Annotated in this window: 16 protein-coding genes; 8 read left to right on the top strand and 8 right to left on the bottom strand. The window is 32.2% G+C overall.

Going from position 1 to position 15,298, the window contains the following annotated elements; all coding sequences use genetic code 11:
* Window position 1: 1 nt before the first annotated feature.
* Window positions 2-739, top strand: a complete 738-nt coding sequence (locus FG167_RS12250) for a LytTR family DNA-binding domain-containing protein (protein ID WP_203458534.1) — start codon at window positions 2-4, stop codon at window positions 737-739.
* Here FG167_RS12250 and FG167_RS12245 read toward each other — a convergent pair.
* From FG167_RS12245 to nadC, 3 genes are all read right to left on the bottom strand, one after another.
* Window positions 736-1,164, bottom strand: coding sequence for a DUF2147 domain-containing protein (locus tag FG167_RS12245; protein WP_203458533.1), 429 nt, complete (start codon window positions 1,162-1,164; stop codon window positions 736-738). The two genes, FG167_RS12250 and FG167_RS12245, sit on opposite strands and share 4 nt — an antisense overlap.
* On the bottom strand, window positions 1,157-2,104 hold the full coding sequence (locus FG167_RS12240) for a YihY/virulence factor BrkB family protein (protein ID WP_055442307.1): 948 nt from the start codon (window positions 2,102-2,104) through the stop codon (window positions 1,157-1,159). Before FG167_RS12240 ends, FG167_RS12245 begins: the two co-directional genes overlap by 8 nt.
* A gap of 76 nt (window positions 2,105-2,180) precedes the next feature.
* Window positions 2,181-3,041, bottom strand: coding sequence for a carboxylating nicotinate-nucleotide diphosphorylase (nadC, locus tag FG167_RS12235; RefSeq protein WP_203458532.1), 861 nt, complete (start codon window positions 3,039-3,041; stop codon window positions 2,181-2,183).
* A 91-nt stretch (window positions 3,042-3,132) separates the two neighbouring features.
* Here nadC and rlmH point away from each other — a divergent pair, with 91 nt between their 5' ends.
* On the top strand, window positions 3,133-3,606 hold the full coding sequence (rlmH, locus tag FG167_RS12230; protein WP_203458531.1) for a 23S rRNA (pseudouridine(1915)-N(3))-methyltransferase RlmH: 474 nt from the start codon (window positions 3,133-3,135) through the stop codon (window positions 3,604-3,606).
* Window positions 3,607-3,620: 14 nt separating this feature from the next.
* Here the strand turns inward: rlmH and hpf are convergent, their stop codons facing one another.
* A complete protein-coding gene (gene hpf, locus FG167_RS12225; protein ID WP_203458530.1) occupies window positions 3,621-3,920 on the bottom strand; it encodes a ribosome hibernation-promoting factor, HPF/YfiA family in 300 nt (99 codons plus the stop codon).
* A gap of 89 nt (window positions 3,921-4,009) precedes the next feature.
* Window positions 4,010-4,900 carry a DUF4421 family protein gene (locus FG167_RS12220; RefSeq protein WP_239004386.1) on the bottom strand — a complete coding sequence of 297 codons (891 nt, stop codon included), beginning with the start codon at window positions 4,898-4,900 and terminating at the stop codon, window positions 4,010-4,012.
* A gap of 166 nt (window positions 4,901-5,066) precedes the next feature.
* On the opposite strand from FG167_RS12220, the gene FG167_RS12215 reads away from it, so the two are divergent.
* Complete coding sequence (locus FG167_RS12215; protein WP_203458529.1) at window positions 5,067-5,645, top strand: non-canonical purine NTP diphosphatase; 579 nt, start codon at window positions 5,067-5,069, stop codon at window positions 5,643-5,645.
* Here FG167_RS12215 and FG167_RS12210 read toward each other — a convergent pair.
* Complete coding sequence (locus tag FG167_RS12210) at window positions 5,642-6,685, bottom strand: NAD(P)/FAD-dependent oxidoreductase (RefSeq protein WP_203458528.1); 1,044 nt, start codon at window positions 6,683-6,685, stop codon at window positions 5,642-5,644. The two genes, FG167_RS12215 and FG167_RS12210, sit on opposite strands and share 4 nt — an antisense overlap.
* Before the next feature lie 334 nt (window positions 6,686-7,019).
* Here FG167_RS12210 and FG167_RS12205 point away from each other — a divergent pair, with 334 nt between their 5' ends.
* From FG167_RS12205 to FG167_RS12190, 4 genes are all read left to right on the top strand, one after another.
* On the top strand, window positions 7,020-7,973 hold the full coding sequence (locus FG167_RS12205; RefSeq protein ID WP_203458527.1) for a Fic family protein: 954 nt from the start codon (window positions 7,020-7,022) through the stop codon (window positions 7,971-7,973).
* 469 nt (window positions 7,974-8,442) lie between these two features.
* Complete coding sequence (locus tag FG167_RS12200; RefSeq protein ID WP_203458526.1) at window positions 8,443-10,314, top strand: DEAD/DEAH box helicase; 1,872 nt, start codon at window positions 8,443-8,445, stop codon at window positions 10,312-10,314.
* A gap of 87 nt (window positions 10,315-10,401) precedes the next feature.
* Window positions 10,402-11,184: a carboxypeptidase-like regulatory domain-containing protein gene (locus FG167_RS12195; protein WP_203458525.1), complete on the top strand. Its 783-nt coding sequence runs from the start codon at window positions 10,402-10,404 to the stop codon at window positions 11,182-11,184.
* Window positions 11,185-12,157: 973 nt separating this feature from the next.
* Window positions 12,158-12,520, top strand: a complete 363-nt coding sequence (locus FG167_RS12190) for an endonuclease domain-containing protein (RefSeq protein ID WP_203458524.1) — start codon at window positions 12,158-12,160, stop codon at window positions 12,518-12,520.
* Between the two features lie 735 nt (window positions 12,521-13,255).
* Here FG167_RS12190 and FG167_RS12185 read toward each other — a convergent pair.
* The gene (locus FG167_RS12185; protein WP_203458523.1) at window positions 13,256-13,915 is read right to left on the bottom strand and encodes an RNA methyltransferase; all 660 of its coding nucleotides are present in this window, start codon (window positions 13,913-13,915) and stop codon (window positions 13,256-13,258) included.
* Between the two features lie 142 nt (window positions 13,916-14,057).
* On the opposite strand from FG167_RS12185, the gene FG167_RS12180 reads away from it, so the two are divergent.
* A complete protein-coding gene (locus FG167_RS12180; protein WP_203458522.1) occupies window positions 14,058-14,735 on the top strand; it encodes an NAD-dependent deacylase in 678 nt (225 codons plus the stop codon).
* A gap of 15 nt (window positions 14,736-14,750) precedes the next feature.
* Here the strand turns inward: FG167_RS12180 and FG167_RS12175 are convergent, their stop codons facing one another.
* Entirely contained in the window at window positions 14,751-15,134 is a 384-nt protein-coding gene (locus tag FG167_RS12175; RefSeq protein WP_203458521.1) for a VOC family protein, read from the bottom strand.
* Window positions 15,135-15,298 lie beyond the last annotated feature (164 nt).

The raw sequence follows: 15,298 nt of genomic DNA, 5'->3' as shown, positions 1-15,298 counted from the left end.
AATGATTAAAACACTTATTGTTGATGACGAACAACATTGCATTGATAGTATTATAAAGCTAACGGAATCTTTTGATTCTAACCTAGAAATAGTAGCAACTTGTAGTACGGTGGATGATGCTATAGCGAAAACCAAAACGTTACAACCAGATCTCATTTTTTTAGATATTGAGATTCATAATAAAACTGGTTTTGATTATTTAGAAAGCTTAGGTGACTATAATTTTAATGTGATTTTTACCACCGCTTTTAATGATTACGCTATAAAAGCCTTTAAATATAGTGCCATGGATTATTTATTAAAACCCATTGATAAAGACGATTTTATTCAAGCAATTAAAAGATTAAAAAAGCGAATACAGCCTATTGATAATGCAGAACAAATTAAAATTTTATTAAGCAACCTTCAAAAGGAAGACAAGAAAAAAACCATACGAATACCAACTTCTAACGGATTTGAAATTCTAGAAATTGAAAATATTATTCACTGTAAAGCAGATACGAGTTATACGTATATTCAGACTAAAACCGATAACATATTAGTATCGAAACCCATTAAACACTTTGAAGCACTTTTGACGGATGCAAACTTTTTCAGAATTCATAATTCACACTTGATCAATATTGCACACGTTAAGAAATACACCAAAGGAAAAGGAGGCTATGTCACCATGTCTAACCAAGAAACAATAGATGTTTCTACTAGAAGAAAGGAAGCCTTTTTAAAGCTTTTTAATTAATTATCTACGCGTTGCCAATATTGCGTGGCATAGAAAAAAGCAATATATCCTCGGACTTCTAAAACATCTGGATTATCAGCATCGACACCTAATCTGCATGTATACATTTTCCCTTTTTGCGGATCGAAAATACTTCCGTTTTTATAGTAGTCGCCGTCTTTTGTAAGATTTTTAATCAGTTGAAACCCTAAAATAGGCTTGTTATAATCTTCACCTTCACAAGCAGTACAAAGTGCATCCTTTTTTAACGGGTTGAGTATTTCAATTATTTTCCCGAAGACTTTTCCGTCCTTTTCATAAATTTCGACAATAGATTTTTCTTCACCAGTTTCGTCGTCTATCGTTTTCCATTTTCCGAAGATATCTTGTGCAGTAACAGATATAGATATGCATAAGAAGACTATTAATAAGATATATTTATTCATTTTTATTAATTTTTCGCAACCCATTTAAAGAAGCATTGAGCTCGTAACCTAAAAGTAAAATATTTGCATTTAGCCACAAGTAAAACATTAGAATTAAAATAGCACCAATAGAGCCATAGAGCTCATTATATTGTGCAAAATTATTGATATAAACACCAAAAAGATACGAAGTTAAAACAAACAACAGCGTAGTTAATAATGCTCCTACAGAAAAGAACTTAGAGTCTTTTCCTTCTCTGGTTCCAAAATAATATAAGGTTGCCGTTGCTAAATAGGTCATTACTAAAAAGAATAAATATTTGGCCGCAACAATCCAAAAGACATTAGAATCTGCTTGCGTGAGTCCTTGCTCGTTTAGTTTATCAAAAAAAGGTTGGAGCAAATAAATCTCTACATAACCAAAAATGACCACCGTTAGAATCACCATAATTGCTAAAATTAAAGCGACACCCATAGCAAACAAATATTGTTTTACAACATTACGAGTTAGCTGCACATGATAGGAGTTTTCAAAACCAGAAAACAATGCGTTTACACCATTTGCCATTAAAAATATAGAAAGTAAAAACACCGAAGAAAGCAAACCTCCACGACCTGTATTTATGTTTCCGTAAATATTTTCATCAAAAAACTCGGAAGTATTTGGAGGTAAAAAAGAGTTTAGAAAAGACAGAAATTCAATTCTAAAATCATCTATTGGTATATACGGAATCACAATAAGTACAAATAACAAAAACGGAAAAATAGCCATAAAAAAACTAAATGCAATGGCACTTGCTCTTGTTGTTAAAGTACCTCTAGCAATACCAATAACATACAATTCTAACAAATCGTAAATAGACAACCCCTCAAAACCTGGGAGTTTTATTTGCTTTAAAAGCTTTACCAATAGGTTAACTACTGGTATTTTTTCTAGTTTATCTTCTGTTTTTTTTGTCATTAATTTAGACTAGCCCTTTTATGGAGCTATGGAATTACTTACTAAAACGGCGACTTTGACTTTGCTTTGATTGAAACTATTTCACAGCCTTCAAGCTTAAATCCATATTATACACCGAGTGCGTTAATGCACCAGATGAAATAAAATCAACACCACATTCTGCATATTTTCTTACTGTTTTTTCGTTGATACCTCCAGAGCTTTCTGTCAAGCATTTGTTTCCAATCAGTTTTACTGCTTTTTTGGTGTCTTCATAGTTAAAGTTATCAATTAAAATTCGGTATACACCATCGCTTTTCAAGATTTCTTCAATTTCATTTAGATCTCTAGCTTCTACAATAATCTTTAAATCTCTATTGGTTTCTTTTAAATACTTCTTTGTTTTGTCAATAGCTTTGGTAAGTCCGCCAGCAAAATCAATATGATTATCTTTAAGCATAATCATATCATATAAAGCAAATCTATGGTTCTCTCCTCCTCCAATTTTAACAGCCCATTTTTCTAAGGCACGAATTCCCGGAGTAGTTTTTCTGGTATCTAAAATTTTAGTTCCCGTACCTTCTAATAAGTCCACAAACTGACGTGTTTTAGTTGCAATAGCACTCATACGTTGCATGGCATTTAACACCAAACGTTCTGCTTTTAGTATGGATTGCGAAGCGCCTTCCACATAAAAAACAATATCACCATATTTCACTTTGCTTCCATCTTCAATAAGTGTTTCCACTTTCAAGTCTTTATCCACGTAAGCAAAAACCTGTTTTGCGAATGCTACGCCTGCAATAATACCATTGTCTTTTACTAGAAGTTTTGCCTTTCCTTGCGCAGTAGCTGGAATACATGCAAGTGAGCTGTGGTCTCCATCGCCAACATCTTCTCTAATCGCATTGGTAATTATTAAATCTATTTCTGTATCAAATTGTGCTTTGCTAATCATAAAATAATTCTTTGTGCTAAAATAACGATTGAAAATCGAAATATTCAAATTTTCAAATTCCAAATTCTAAAAAACTTTATCTTTGCTAAATATGAACATTAAACTACTTGCCATTGGCAAAACAGACAACAAGCAATTACAAAGCTTAATAGACGATTACACAAAACGACTTGGTTTTTATATAAAATTTGAATTAGAGATTATTCCAGATTTAAAAAAAGTTAAAAACCTAAGTGAGGATCAGCAAAAACAGAAAGAAGGAGAACTTATTTTAGGTAAATTAAATGCAACCGACGTATTGATTTTATTAGATGAAAACGGAAAACAATTAGATTCCGTTGGTTTTTCTAACTACTTACAAAAACACATGAATTCTGGTATCAAGCAATTGGTATTTGTAATTGGTGGACCTTACGGATTTAGTCCAGATGTGTACAGTAAAGCACAAGGAAAACTCTCACTTTCTAAAATGACATTCTCTCATCAAATGGTGAGACTGTTTGTTATAGAACAATTATATAGAGGGTTTACTATTTTAAGGAATGAACCGTATCATCATAGATAAACCCTCTTTATATTTTAGTGTGTAGAAAAAGTTTCTTTGCGTTTTTTAAGTTGCTTTTCTAAATCTTTAATCGTGTTTTTAACAGCATCTTCATAATTATTTTCATCCGACATTGCAAAAATACGAGGTCCAGGAGCACTTAATTCTATCTTACAAATTTTTCCATTTGTCTTCGCATTATTCTCTACTTCAAAATGCACTTCTGCATTAATAATCCATTCATATTTTTTTGCTAAAACACTTAGTTTTTCAGTTACATAATCATTCATAGCTTCGCTAGTTGCCATATGTACATATTGAATATTTATAGTCATAGTCTTATCTTTTAATTATTAATCTATTCAAAAATAAGTAAGATTATAACGTTTAAAAATGACTAATATCATACTTTAAATAATCGTGTTTATTTACGCTTTGCTTTCAGCTTATAACCTATTGCTAATTTGGCATTAGACAGATTGAAGAAATACTTATTATCGTTATTAAAATTGGTGGAATAAAAACCATTCCCATACGTTAAACTAGCATAGTAACGTTTATAACTATAGCCCAAACCAACATGAAAATCTATTTTATAAAGCATTATATTCGATGGTCTATAACTATCTTCTTCCAAGGTGATTGTCTTATTAATTAAAGCAATTCCAGGCATAAAATTAAAAGTAGCTGTAATATTTTCAGGAAGTTTAAAATACGATACAAATCCTGCTAAAAGTCCGAGTGCGCGACCATTATATCTTTTAATATTTGCAGCTTCATTATAATAGGCACTGGTCTCTTCTGAAAAAACAGTCGCATCTGCTGAAAAATAATCATACACACCAAAAACACCAAGTCCGCCAGTGATATAAACATCTTTATTTCGCTTTTGTGGCAAGCCAGCTTTTAATTGCGAATATGAAAATGCTACATCATCAAAAGTATATAAATAATTAATCCCGAAGGTTACCGAACGAATATCATTTCTAAAAACCGTTGGAACATCGAAATCATTTTTAACATTAAATCCTTTATACGTTTGAATGTATAAATTCACATAATGCTGCTGCTTTAAAATGGTGGTCGCTTGCAAATCAAATCGCTTTGTTTCGGCTTTATTCGGATTTTTAATATTAAAAGCAAGATCAATGATAAACTTTTCACTAGCCACACCAAACCCTAAACCATATCTATTATTAGGAACAAACTTAGACTTAGAATCTCCGTCTTTAATAGTGAATTTCTTTACTTTAAAATTAGAAAATATACGTACTGAATAATTTTCTAAATTCCGATCTACTAACAAAGAATCCACATCTTCTAGCGTTTGCGAAGTCGCAGAAAAGAAAGAAAAGCAAAAAATAAGAAGGAAAAATAACTTAGAGATTAAAGTCTTTTTAAAAATAATCTGTTCTAACAAAGGATGCTTAATTTATTAATATATTTTTACAAAAGCTAAAATACATTAATTACCATAAACTATGCAACTTGTTTTCGCCACCAATAATTTAAACAAATTAAAAGAAGTACAATCTTTAATTCCGCAACACATAAAACTTTTAAGCTTAAAAGATATTGGTTGTTTTGAAGACGTTCCAGAAACGCAAAATACTATTGAAGGTAATGCCATTCAAAAAGCAGAGTACATCAAAGAACATTATGGTTATGATTGTTTTGCAGATGATACCGGATTAGAAGTAATCGCTTTAAATAACGAACCCGGAGTTTATTCTGCACGTTATGCAGGAGAACAAAGAGATGCAGAAGACAATATGAATTTACTTTTAGCCAACCTGAAAGATAAAGCCAGCAGACAAGCACAATTTAAAACCGTTGTTGCTTTACATTTAAATGGAAATTTAGAAACGTTTACCGGAATTTGTAAAGGAGAAATCACCACAGAAAAACACGGCGAAAAAGGTTTTGGTTACGATCCTATTTTTAAAGCGGAAGGCTACAACAAAACATTTGCTGAAATTTCTTTAGACGAAAAAAATGAAATTGGACATCGCGGAAAAGCGATTAGCCAACTAGTTACTTTTTTAAACGCTGGTAATTAATCCTGCTTGCTTATTATACTTGCCAAATAACTAGCATCTTTAGATACACCTCCTAAAGTTGCAGATCCGCGTGTGTACATCCAAGGCAATCCAATAAAATACAAACCATCAATATTACTTACGCCTCTATAATTTTTAGGATAGCTATTCTCATCCAGTTCTAATCCTTCAATCCATGTAAAATTCGGACGATAACCTGTAGCCCAAATAACATTTTTAATAGTAGACACTTTCGACTTTTCAAAAATAATTACTTCTTGTAATGCGTCTTTGGTTCTTCCTTTAATGATAACATTTTTTCTAGAAAGAATTTCTTTCACATCGGTACCAATAACGGGTTGTGAAAAATTACTGATTTTTTTCCCTATCCAACTGTATTTAGTAAAACTTAAAAAACCGACTAGCGTAAACCACCACCATAAGGTTTTACCCAAAATTTGCTGTGGTAAAGATCGTACGGTAGTATCTCCAGAAAAATAAACGGTTCTGGATGTATCTTTAGAAATTTCATTTAAAATTTGATATCCAGAATCTCCGCCTCCAACTACCAAAGCATCTCCTTCTTGCAATTGATCTACTCCTTTATAATAATTACTATGCAACTGCAGTACGCTTTTGGCTATTTTAGTATTACAAGGCGGTGTGTATGGAATATGAAATGGTCCTGTGGCAACAATGACATTTTTGGCTTGTAATTCGCCATCTTTATACGTCACAAAAAAACCTTTCTCTGTTTTCCTTACGGAAGTAACTAAGGTATTTAGCTGCACCGGGATTTGGAAGGTTTCTACATACGTTTTAAAATAATCACTTACCTCTACTTTAGTCGGATAATGTCCTTTTGGCGCATCAAATTTCAAACCAGGCAAATGATTGTATTCGGTTGGTGTAAATAATTTTAAAGAATCCCATCGGTTTAACCAAGAAGCGCCAATTTCATTTTCGCCATCTAGTACTACAAACTCCTTTTCTAATATTTTTAAATGGTAAGCCATCGATAATCCTGCTTGTGCGCCACCAATTATAATATAATCTAACATCTATCGTCTATCTTCTTTTATCATTAATTATGCAGCTAAGGTAAAAACTTAAACAAGAAGGAACGAAAAACAGGCAATAGAATTGGTTTAAATAAAAGAAAGAGCAAAATAATTTCTTTTAAAATAATATAATTACCCATTAGAATTCCATACCAATTGCGTTTGACTCTTTTATAAAACTCCACTAACTTCGAAATTAATAGAACGGATGCTGTAAATCATTAAAACGATATCATATCTTTTTAACCGCTATGTCCAATTAAAAATTCCGTTTCATCACATAATTCCAGCTAAATGATTGTATCTTTGATAGTATCAAATGATAGTATTAAAGATGAAACCACCTTACGAAATAACATCTTCAATTTTAAAACTAATAACTTCTATCTCGGAGAAAATAGGAGAAGTAAATGCTAATTTACTAAACAAACCTTCCCCTAAATTAAGAAAACAGAATAGAATCAAAACTATTCATTCTTCATTAAAAATAGAAGGAAACACGCTTACCGAAGAACAAATAACGGCACTTTTAGAAAACAAAAAAGTTATTGGTCCTAAAAAAGATGTTTTAGAAGTTTTAAATGCAATTAGTATTTATGAAAATTTAGATCAATATAATCCTTGTAATGAGAAGTCTTTTTTTAAAGCACATAAAGACTTAATGGAAGGTCTGATTGAAAATTCTGGAAAATACAGAAATCAAAGTGTCGGAATTGTAAAAGGTTCAAAAGTTGCGCATTTAGCACCTCCTTTTAGGAATGTTACTTATTTAATGAAAGACCTTTTTGAATACTTGCAAAAGTCAGACGAAATTGAATTAATTAAGAGTTGTGTTTTTCATTACGAAATGGAATTTATACATCCATTTTTGGATGGAAATGGTAGAATGGGAAGATTATGGCAAACCCTAATTTTAATGGAAAAATATCCAATATTTGAGTTTTTACCTTTTGAAATTTTAATTAGTAAAGGACAAGAAGAATATTACAAAGCTTTGGCAGAAAGTGATAATTCAGGAAAATCAACAAAATTTATTGAATATATGTTAAACGTAATTGATATTTCAATAAGTGAGTTATTAAATTTCAATAATCGAACGTTAAATGAAAAAGATAGATTAGACTATTTTGTTTCTTTAAATAAAACTGAATTTACGAGAAAAGATTATATGGATATTTTTAAAAATATTTCTTCAGCAACAGCAAGTAGAGATTTAAAAAAAGGTGCTGAATTAAATTTATTTAAAAAAATAGGAGAAAAAAATAAAACAATTTATCTTTTAAAATAACTGGGCACAACATCGCATAAAAATAATGCATAGATTAGTGCTTAAACAATGAACAGTGCGTTTTTGCTACTTCTGATCTTCCTACGGAAAATCCTCGCTCGCAAAACGCAAATCTTTTTATACAAAACCGTTTCATTAATTTCGAAAACCCAAAACAAAACCTCCAACACTCCCCTTTTCACACCATCCTTTATTGCGTTAACGATAGCAGTGGCATCCTTTTTTTGCTGCCGTATATGGCAAAAAAAGATATAACGAATAGCGTGTAAAAACGCCCAAAAAATTAATAAACACAATAAATAGTGCTAGTGTTAAATAAAAGAGTACCTTTGCACCTTGAAAAACCCATGTGGTTTTATTACTCCTCAGAGAGAGGATGTGTTACTAGAAGTTTTAGGTTAAGTATGTTCAATGCACTTCTATTTGTAACACCAAAATAGATTGACATTGAAATACATAACAAAGAAGAATGAGCACATTCCAAGAATTAGGTCTTAACGATCTATTATTACAAGGTATTACAGATTTAGGTTTTGAAAAACCATCAGAAGTACAAGAAAAAGCAATCCCAATTTTATTAAACGAAGAAACAGATTTAGTTGCGTTAGCGCAAACTGGAACTGGTAAAACAGCAGCGTTTGGTTTTCCTATGTTGCAAAAAATCGATGTAAACAGTCGTACTACTCAAGGTCTTATCTTATCTCCTACTCGTGAGCTTTGTTTGCAAATTGCAAATGAAATGAAAGCATACGGAAAGCATTTAAAAGGCTTAAACGTAGTCGCTATTTATGGTGGTTCTAGTATTACAGATCAAGCACGTGAGGTAAAACGTGGTGCACAAATTATTGTTGCAACACCAGGCCGAATGAAAGATATGATTAACAGAAGATTAGTAGATATTACTAAAATTCAATATTCGGTTTTAGATGAAGCCGATGAGATGTTAAACATGGGTTTTAAAGAGGATATTACAGATATTCTTTCTGGAACACCTGAAGATAAAAATACCTGGTTATTTTCTGCAACCATGCCTAAAGAAGTGGCAACTATAGCAAGAAAATTTATGAACGAACCTAAAGAAATTACGGTTGGTCATAAAAATGAAAGTACCAATAATGTTTCTCACGAATACTACTTAGTAAATGCTCGTGACAGATACCAAGCTTTAAAACGTTTGGCAGATGCGAATCCAGATATCTTTTCCGTAATATTTTGTCGTACCAAAAGAGATACGCAAAAAGTTGCAGAAAACTTAATTGAAGATGGGTATAGCGCAGGAGCTTTACATGGTGATTTATCTCAAAATCAACGTGATATTGTGATGAAACAATTTAGATCTCGTCAAATACAAATGCTTGTTGCAACAGATGTTGCTGCTCGTGGTATTGATGTAGATGATATTACACATGTAATTAACTACCAATTAAGTGATGAAATAGAAACCTATACACATAGATCTGGACGTACAGGACGTGCTGGTAAAACTGGTATTTCTATGGTTATTGTTTCTAAAAGTGAAGTACGTAGATTAAAAAGTATTGAACGTATTATTAACCAAAAATTTGAGTTAAAAGAAATTCCTGACGGAATGGCTATTTGCGAAGTACAGTTAATGTCTTTAGCAAACAAAATACACAATACAGAAATCAATCATGAGATTGATAAGTATTTAGAAGATATCAACGGATTATTTGAAGAAACTACCAAAGAAGAACTTATCAAGAAATTCTTTTCTGTAGAGTTTACACGTTTCTTTAACTACTACCAAAAATCTAGAATTCAGAAAGTAGATGCTTCAAGAGTAAGCGATCGTGAAAGCTCTGGAGGTAACAGCTCTGATTCTCGTTACTTTATTAATGTAGGAGAAAAGGATGGTTTTGACTGGATGAAGTTAAAAGATTTCTTAAAGGAAATATTAGAACTTGGTAGAGATGATGTATTTAAAGTAGATGTAAAAGAGAGTTTTTCATTCTTTAATACAGAAAAAGTACACCAAGAAAAAATAATCGCCTTTTTCAATGATTACAAGCATGAAGGACGTTTTGTAAATGTAGAAGTAAGTGAAAATCGCGGAGGCGGTGGCGGAAGAGGTCGTGGCGGAAGTCGCAGTGGCGGAAGACGTGATGGCGGAGGTGACAGAAGACGTGGAGGATCGGATAAACCAAGAGGTGAAAGACGTTCTAGCGGAAGACGTAGTGAAGGTTCTGGAGAAAACAGAAGTGATAGACGTCGTGGAAGCGATGATAGCTCAAAAACACGTTCTAAAAGAAGTGATGGTGGAGATAGAGATAAAAGCGAATTTAAAACTTCGCATTCACGTCCAACACGCTCTAGACGTTAAACCTTTTTGTTAATATTAAGTCAAAATGTAAGGGTACTGCCATATTTATAAATATGTTTGTACCTTTATACAACGACAAACTCCATTATGAAGAACAGGTTTACCTTATTTATTTTATTACTTACCTTTACATTTAGTCAGGCACAAGATGCACCAACTAAAGTAATTGGTGTGGTAATCAATGCTGCTGATGATAGTACTTTAGAAAGCGTAAATATTGTAAATCTTACTCAAGTAATTGGTACTACAACTAATGAAAAAGGAGCATTTGAACTTAGAGCAAAAGCGAATGATACCTTACACTTTTCGTATTTAGGTTTTAAATCTATTAAGGTTAGAGTTACCAATGACTGGTTAAAATATGGAAGTTCTAATATTGCTTTAACAGAATTAGCTTTAGCATTAGAAGAAGTTGTTGTAACACAGTTTAAACTTACAGGTTTTTTGGAAGTAGATATAAAAAATGCTCCAAAAAATAATAGTTACAGATATGCTATTTCTGGTTTACCTAGTACTGGCTATGAAGCTGGAAACCGTTCACCAAGTGCTGTAACCAAAGTATTAGGTGCTATTTTTAATCCTGCCGATTTTCTGTTTAGAATGTTTGGTAGACAGCCTAATGAGATGCGTAAGCTGAAAAAAATGAAGCAAGATGACGAAATAAGAAGTTTACTTGCTACTCGTTTTGACAGAGAAATGCTTACCGTTTTATTACAAGTAAGCAAAGTAGATTTAGATGAAATTATAAGTCAGTGTAACTATTCTAAAGAGTTTATTAACTCTGCTAACGATCTTCAAATACTAGACGCTATTAGCGGATGTTATGAAGAATACAAAGTATTAAGCAGAAGTAGATCTGGAAAGTTTTAAAAATTAATAGAATTCAAGATATAAAGCGTAATCATTTATTTGATTACGCTTTTTTTTTGTCCTGAACTTGCTGCTAAATCTATAGAGTTTGACCTAAAATGCGAAGCTGTTTTTATATCCTAACCCCATTTTATTAACTCCTCTTTCTTCAAATGCAAAAAAGCATTTAAATTCATTCTCCTCTTAAAATAAGAGGAGAGCTACTTAGTTAGTATAAATACAATAAAGAACCTGCTCCTCTCTTTAGCTAAAGAGAGGTGGATTTATTGCAAATAAATCCGGAGAGTTTGACCTAAAATGCGAAGCTATTTTTATAACCTAACCCTGTTTTATTAACTCCTCTTTCTTCAAATGCAAAAAAGCATTTAAATTCATTCTCCTCTTAAAATAAGAGAAGAGCTACTTAGTTAGTATAATTACAATAAAGAACCTGCTCCTCTCTTTAGCTAAAGAGAGGTGGATTTATTGAAAAGAAATCCGGAGAGTTTGACCTAAAATGCGAAGCTATTTTTATATCCTAACCCTGTTTTATTAACTCCTCTTTCTTCAAATGCAAAAAAGCATTTAAATTCATTCTCCTCTTAAAATAAGAGAAGAGCTACTTAGTTAGTATAATTACAATAAAGAACCTGCTCCTCTCTTTAGCTAAAGAGAGGTGGATTTATTGAAAAGAAATCCGGAGAGTTTGACCTAAAATGCGAAGCTGTTTTTATACCCCAAACCCTTTTTATTAACTCCTCTTTCTTCAAATGCGAAAAGCATTTAAATTCATTCTCCTCTTAAAATAAGAGGAGAGCTATTTAGTTAGTAGAATTAGAATAAAGAACCTGCTCCTCGCTTTAGCTAAAGAGAGGTAGATTTATTGAAAATAAATTCGGAGAGTTTGACATAAAAAGAGAGAAACGATTTTTAAACCACTTTTACCAATATATTTTTTGTTGTAGAATTAAAGATAAATATTTAACTTCAAACAATGAATAAAAATAAAATTCATACTAAAAAAGAACTCCAAGAATTAAGAACTACCTTAAGACAAAGGTTAACTCCTGCTGAAGCGTATTTATGGAATCAATTAAAAGCTAGAAAATTCAAAAACAAACGTTTTACAAAACAACATAGTATTGGTTATTATATTGTTGATTTTTATTGTGCAGAACTTAAATTAATCATTGAATTAGATGGAGAAGTTCATAATAATGCTTTACAAATGGAGAAAGATAATGAGAGAACAAAATATTTAGAAAGCCTAAATTACAAAGTAATTAGGTTTGAAAACAGAATGGTATTTGACAATCTATCTTCTATTTTTATGGAAATTGAAAGTCATTTTTTATAATACTCACAAACTCCTCTTTCTTTTCATTTCCTTTTTGGGAAATAAAAATTCATTCTCCTCTTAAACTTAAGAGGAGAGCTACTTAGTTAGTATAAATACAATAAAGTTGGAGAGTTTGACCTAAAATGCGAAGCTATTTTTACATCCAAACCCTTTTTATTAACTCCTCTTTCTTCAAATGCAAAAAAGCATTTAAATTCATTCTCCTCTTAAAATAAGAGGAGAGCTACTTAGTTAGTAAAATTAGAATAAAGGACCTGCTCCTCTCTTTAGCTAAAGAGAGGTGGATTTATTGCAAATAAATCCGGAGAGTTTGACCTAAAATGCGAAGCTATTTTTATATTCTAACCCTATTTTATTAACTCCTCTTTCTTCAAATGCATAAGCATTTAAATTCATTCTCCTCTTAAAATAAGAGGAGAGCTACTTAGCTAGTAAAATTAGAATAAAGAACCTGCTCCTCTCTTTAGTTAAAGAGAGGTGGATTTATTGCAAATAAATCCGGAGAGTTTGACATAAAATGCGAAGCTGTTTTTATACCCCAAACCCTATTTTATTAACTCCTCTTTCTTCAAATGCGAAAAGCATTTAAATTCATTCTCCTCTTAAAAATAAGAGGAGAGCTACTTAGTTAGTATAATTAGAATAAAGTTGGAGAGTTTGACCTAAAAGGCGAAGCTATTTTATAATTCTAAATAATTCTAGAAACAGATTGCTTCGTGTCTCGCAATGACACTATTCATTCTCTTCATAATAACGACCTACAATCTGGTCGTAACTTTTAATCGTTTTCTTCACCCAATCCAAGCGTTTTTCATTTTGCTCTTCTTCGGTAAGTTGCCAAGCAATATCACTTCGTCTTAATTTAGCAGTTACTTCTTGCAAAACAATTGCAGCACTTACAGATATATTTAAACTCTCTGTAAAACCTACCATTGGTATTTTTAAATAGCTATCTGCTGCATCCATAACTTCTTGGCTTAAACCTTCGGTTTCTCTTCCGAAGAAAAAACAAGACTTCTTCGTAAAATCGAAATCCTGCAACTCACAATCGTCGGTATGTGGAGTGGTTGCCACAATTTGATAACCATTCTTTTTTACAGCCGCAATGCAATCTTTAATAGAATGAAATCTATTTAGGTCCACCCATTTCTGTGCTCCCATTGCAATTTCTCTATCTATCGTTTTGCTATTCACCTCTTCTACAATATTCATTTCTTGAATCCCAAAAACATCACAACTACGCATTACCGCGCTAGAATTATGTAATTGGTATACATCTTCTGTTGCCACTGTAAAATGCTTAGTACGTTGTTTAATCACTTTACTAAACTTGTTTCTACGATTTTCGGTTAAATAGGTTTCTAAATATTCTAGGAGTTTTATGTCTGTCATAATTCAAAAATAGGAAATGTCATTACGAGGAACAAAGTGACGTGACAATCTTTTCAAATAAAATTGCAAAACAATCAGATAAACTCTGCAAATTTTGAAATGAATCTACTTCACAATGCTACTAATTTAGTAATTTTATAAAATGAAACACATTGTAGTATTAACAGGCGCTGGAATAAGTGCCGAAAGCGGTATTAAAACCTTTCGGGATGCCGATGGTTTATGGGAAGGTCACGATGTAATGGAAGTGGCATCACCACAAGGATTTTTAAACAATCCGGAACTGGTTTTAGATTTTTACAACCAACGCAGAAAACAACTTTTAGAAGTTCATCCTAACCAAGCACATTTGGATTTAGCGACTTTAGAAAAAAACTACCAAGTTTCTATCATTACCCAAAATGTAGACGATTTACACGAACGCGCAGGAAGTACTAACGTGATACATTTACATGGCGAATTATTAAAAGCGCGAAGTATCTTTAACAAAACCGATATTCAGGAATGGAAAACCGATATGCTACTTGGTGATTTAGATGCTAAAGGACACCAAATGCGACCACATATTGTTTGGTTTGGTGAAGCGGTACCTATGATGGATAAAGCTGTAGCTATTTGTGAAGCAGCAGATATATTAATGATTATTGGCACCAGTATGCAAGTCTATCCTGCTGCGAGTTTAATGGATTATGTACCAGAAAATACTGCTACTTATTTTATAGACCCAAAACCAGCAATAGGCAATAATAAGCACCTAACGGTTATTGCAAAACCTGCAACGGTTGGTGTAAATGAAGTAGTGAACTTATTAAAGGCTTAAAATAACGATTCCCTCCTATTTTGCATTATTTATTTCTATCCAATAGCCATCTGGATCTTGAAAATATACTTGTTGCACACCATCTTTTCGAACATAGTCTTTACGTACCGTTCCAAGCCAGTCGCTATAATCTACGCGCAAAGTATTTAAGTGCTGTATAAAAGTATCTATATCGGCTATCGCTAAAGCAAAATGAACCGCCTTATTGGTCTTTACTTCTTCCTTTGGTCTAGGAATAATATGTAATTGTTTGCCTTCCCCTAAAGCTAGCCATCGCGTTTTAGAATTGGAAGCGGTATTCTCCACCTCTTTTAGTTGCAATACTTTTTGATAAAATGCCATCGATTGGTCGACATCCTTTACCGAAATTGCGATGTGATTAAATGAAAATGTAAACATGTTTTAGTGTATATAATAATGGTCCATTGTTTTTTTTCGATGCTTCGGAAGGCATAAAAGTCGCATACACTTTAGAATTCTTTAGAGTATCTGGTGTATACCGGAATGATTTCATACTTCTTGTTTGCATTGGAAGCATAATCTTTCCGAAATAAACTACTTTT

Source organism: Lacinutrix sp. WUR7, assembly GCF_016864015.1.
Lineage (GTDB): Bacteria > Bacteroidota > Bacteroidia > Flavobacteriales > Flavobacteriaceae > Oceanihabitans.
The sequence above is the reverse complement of the archived record's forward strand: the minus strand, read 5'-3'. Positions and strand labels throughout refer to the sequence as shown.

Coding starts and splice junctions, on each gene's coding strand:
- FG167_RS12250 (WP_203458534.1), top strand. CDS start 2: ATGATTAAAACACTTATTGTTGATGACGAACAACATTGCATTGATAGT.
- FG167_RS12245 (WP_203458533.1), bottom strand. CDS start 1,164: ATGAATAAATATATCTTATTAATAGTCTTCTTATGCATATCTATATCT.
- FG167_RS12240 (WP_055442307.1), bottom strand. CDS start 2,104: ATGACAAAAAAAACAGAAGATAAACTAGAAAAAATACCAGTAGTTAAC.
- nadC (WP_203458532.1), bottom strand. CDS start 3,041: ATGATTAGCAAAGCACAATTTGATACAGAAATAGATTTAATAATTACC.
- rlmH (WP_203458531.1), top strand. CDS start 3,133: ATGAACATTAAACTACTTGCCATTGGCAAAACAGACAACAAGCAATTA.
- hpf (WP_203458530.1), bottom strand. CDS start 3,920: ATGACTATAAATATTCAATATGTACATATGGCAACTAGCGAAGCTATG.
- FG167_RS12215 (WP_203458529.1), top strand. CDS start 5,067: ATGCAACTTGTTTTCGCCACCAATAATTTAAACAAATTAAAAGAAGTA.
- FG167_RS12210 (WP_203458528.1), bottom strand. CDS start 6,685: ATGTTAGATTATATTATAATTGGTGGCGCACAAGCAGGATTATCGATG.
- FG167_RS12205 (WP_203458527.1), top strand. CDS start 7,020: ATGAAACCACCTTACGAAATAACATCTTCAATTTTAAAACTAATAACT.
- FG167_RS12200 (WP_203458526.1), top strand. CDS start 8,443: ATGAGCACATTCCAAGAATTAGGTCTTAACGATCTATTATTACAAGGT.
- FG167_RS12195 (WP_203458525.1), top strand. CDS start 10,402: ATGAAGAACAGGTTTACCTTATTTATTTTATTACTTACCTTTACATTT.
- FG167_RS12190 (WP_203458524.1), top strand. CDS start 12,158: ATGAATAAAAATAAAATTCATACTAAAAAAGAACTCCAAGAATTAAGA.
- FG167_RS12185 (WP_203458523.1), bottom strand. CDS start 13,915: ATGACAGACATAAAACTCCTAGAATATTTAGAAACCTATTTAACCGAA.
- FG167_RS12180 (WP_203458522.1), top strand. CDS start 14,058: ATGAAACACATTGTAGTATTAACAGGCGCTGGAATAAGTGCCGAAAGC.
- FG167_RS12175 (WP_203458521.1), bottom strand. CDS start 15,134: ATGTTTACATTTTCATTTAATCACATCGCAATTTCGGTAAAGGATGTC.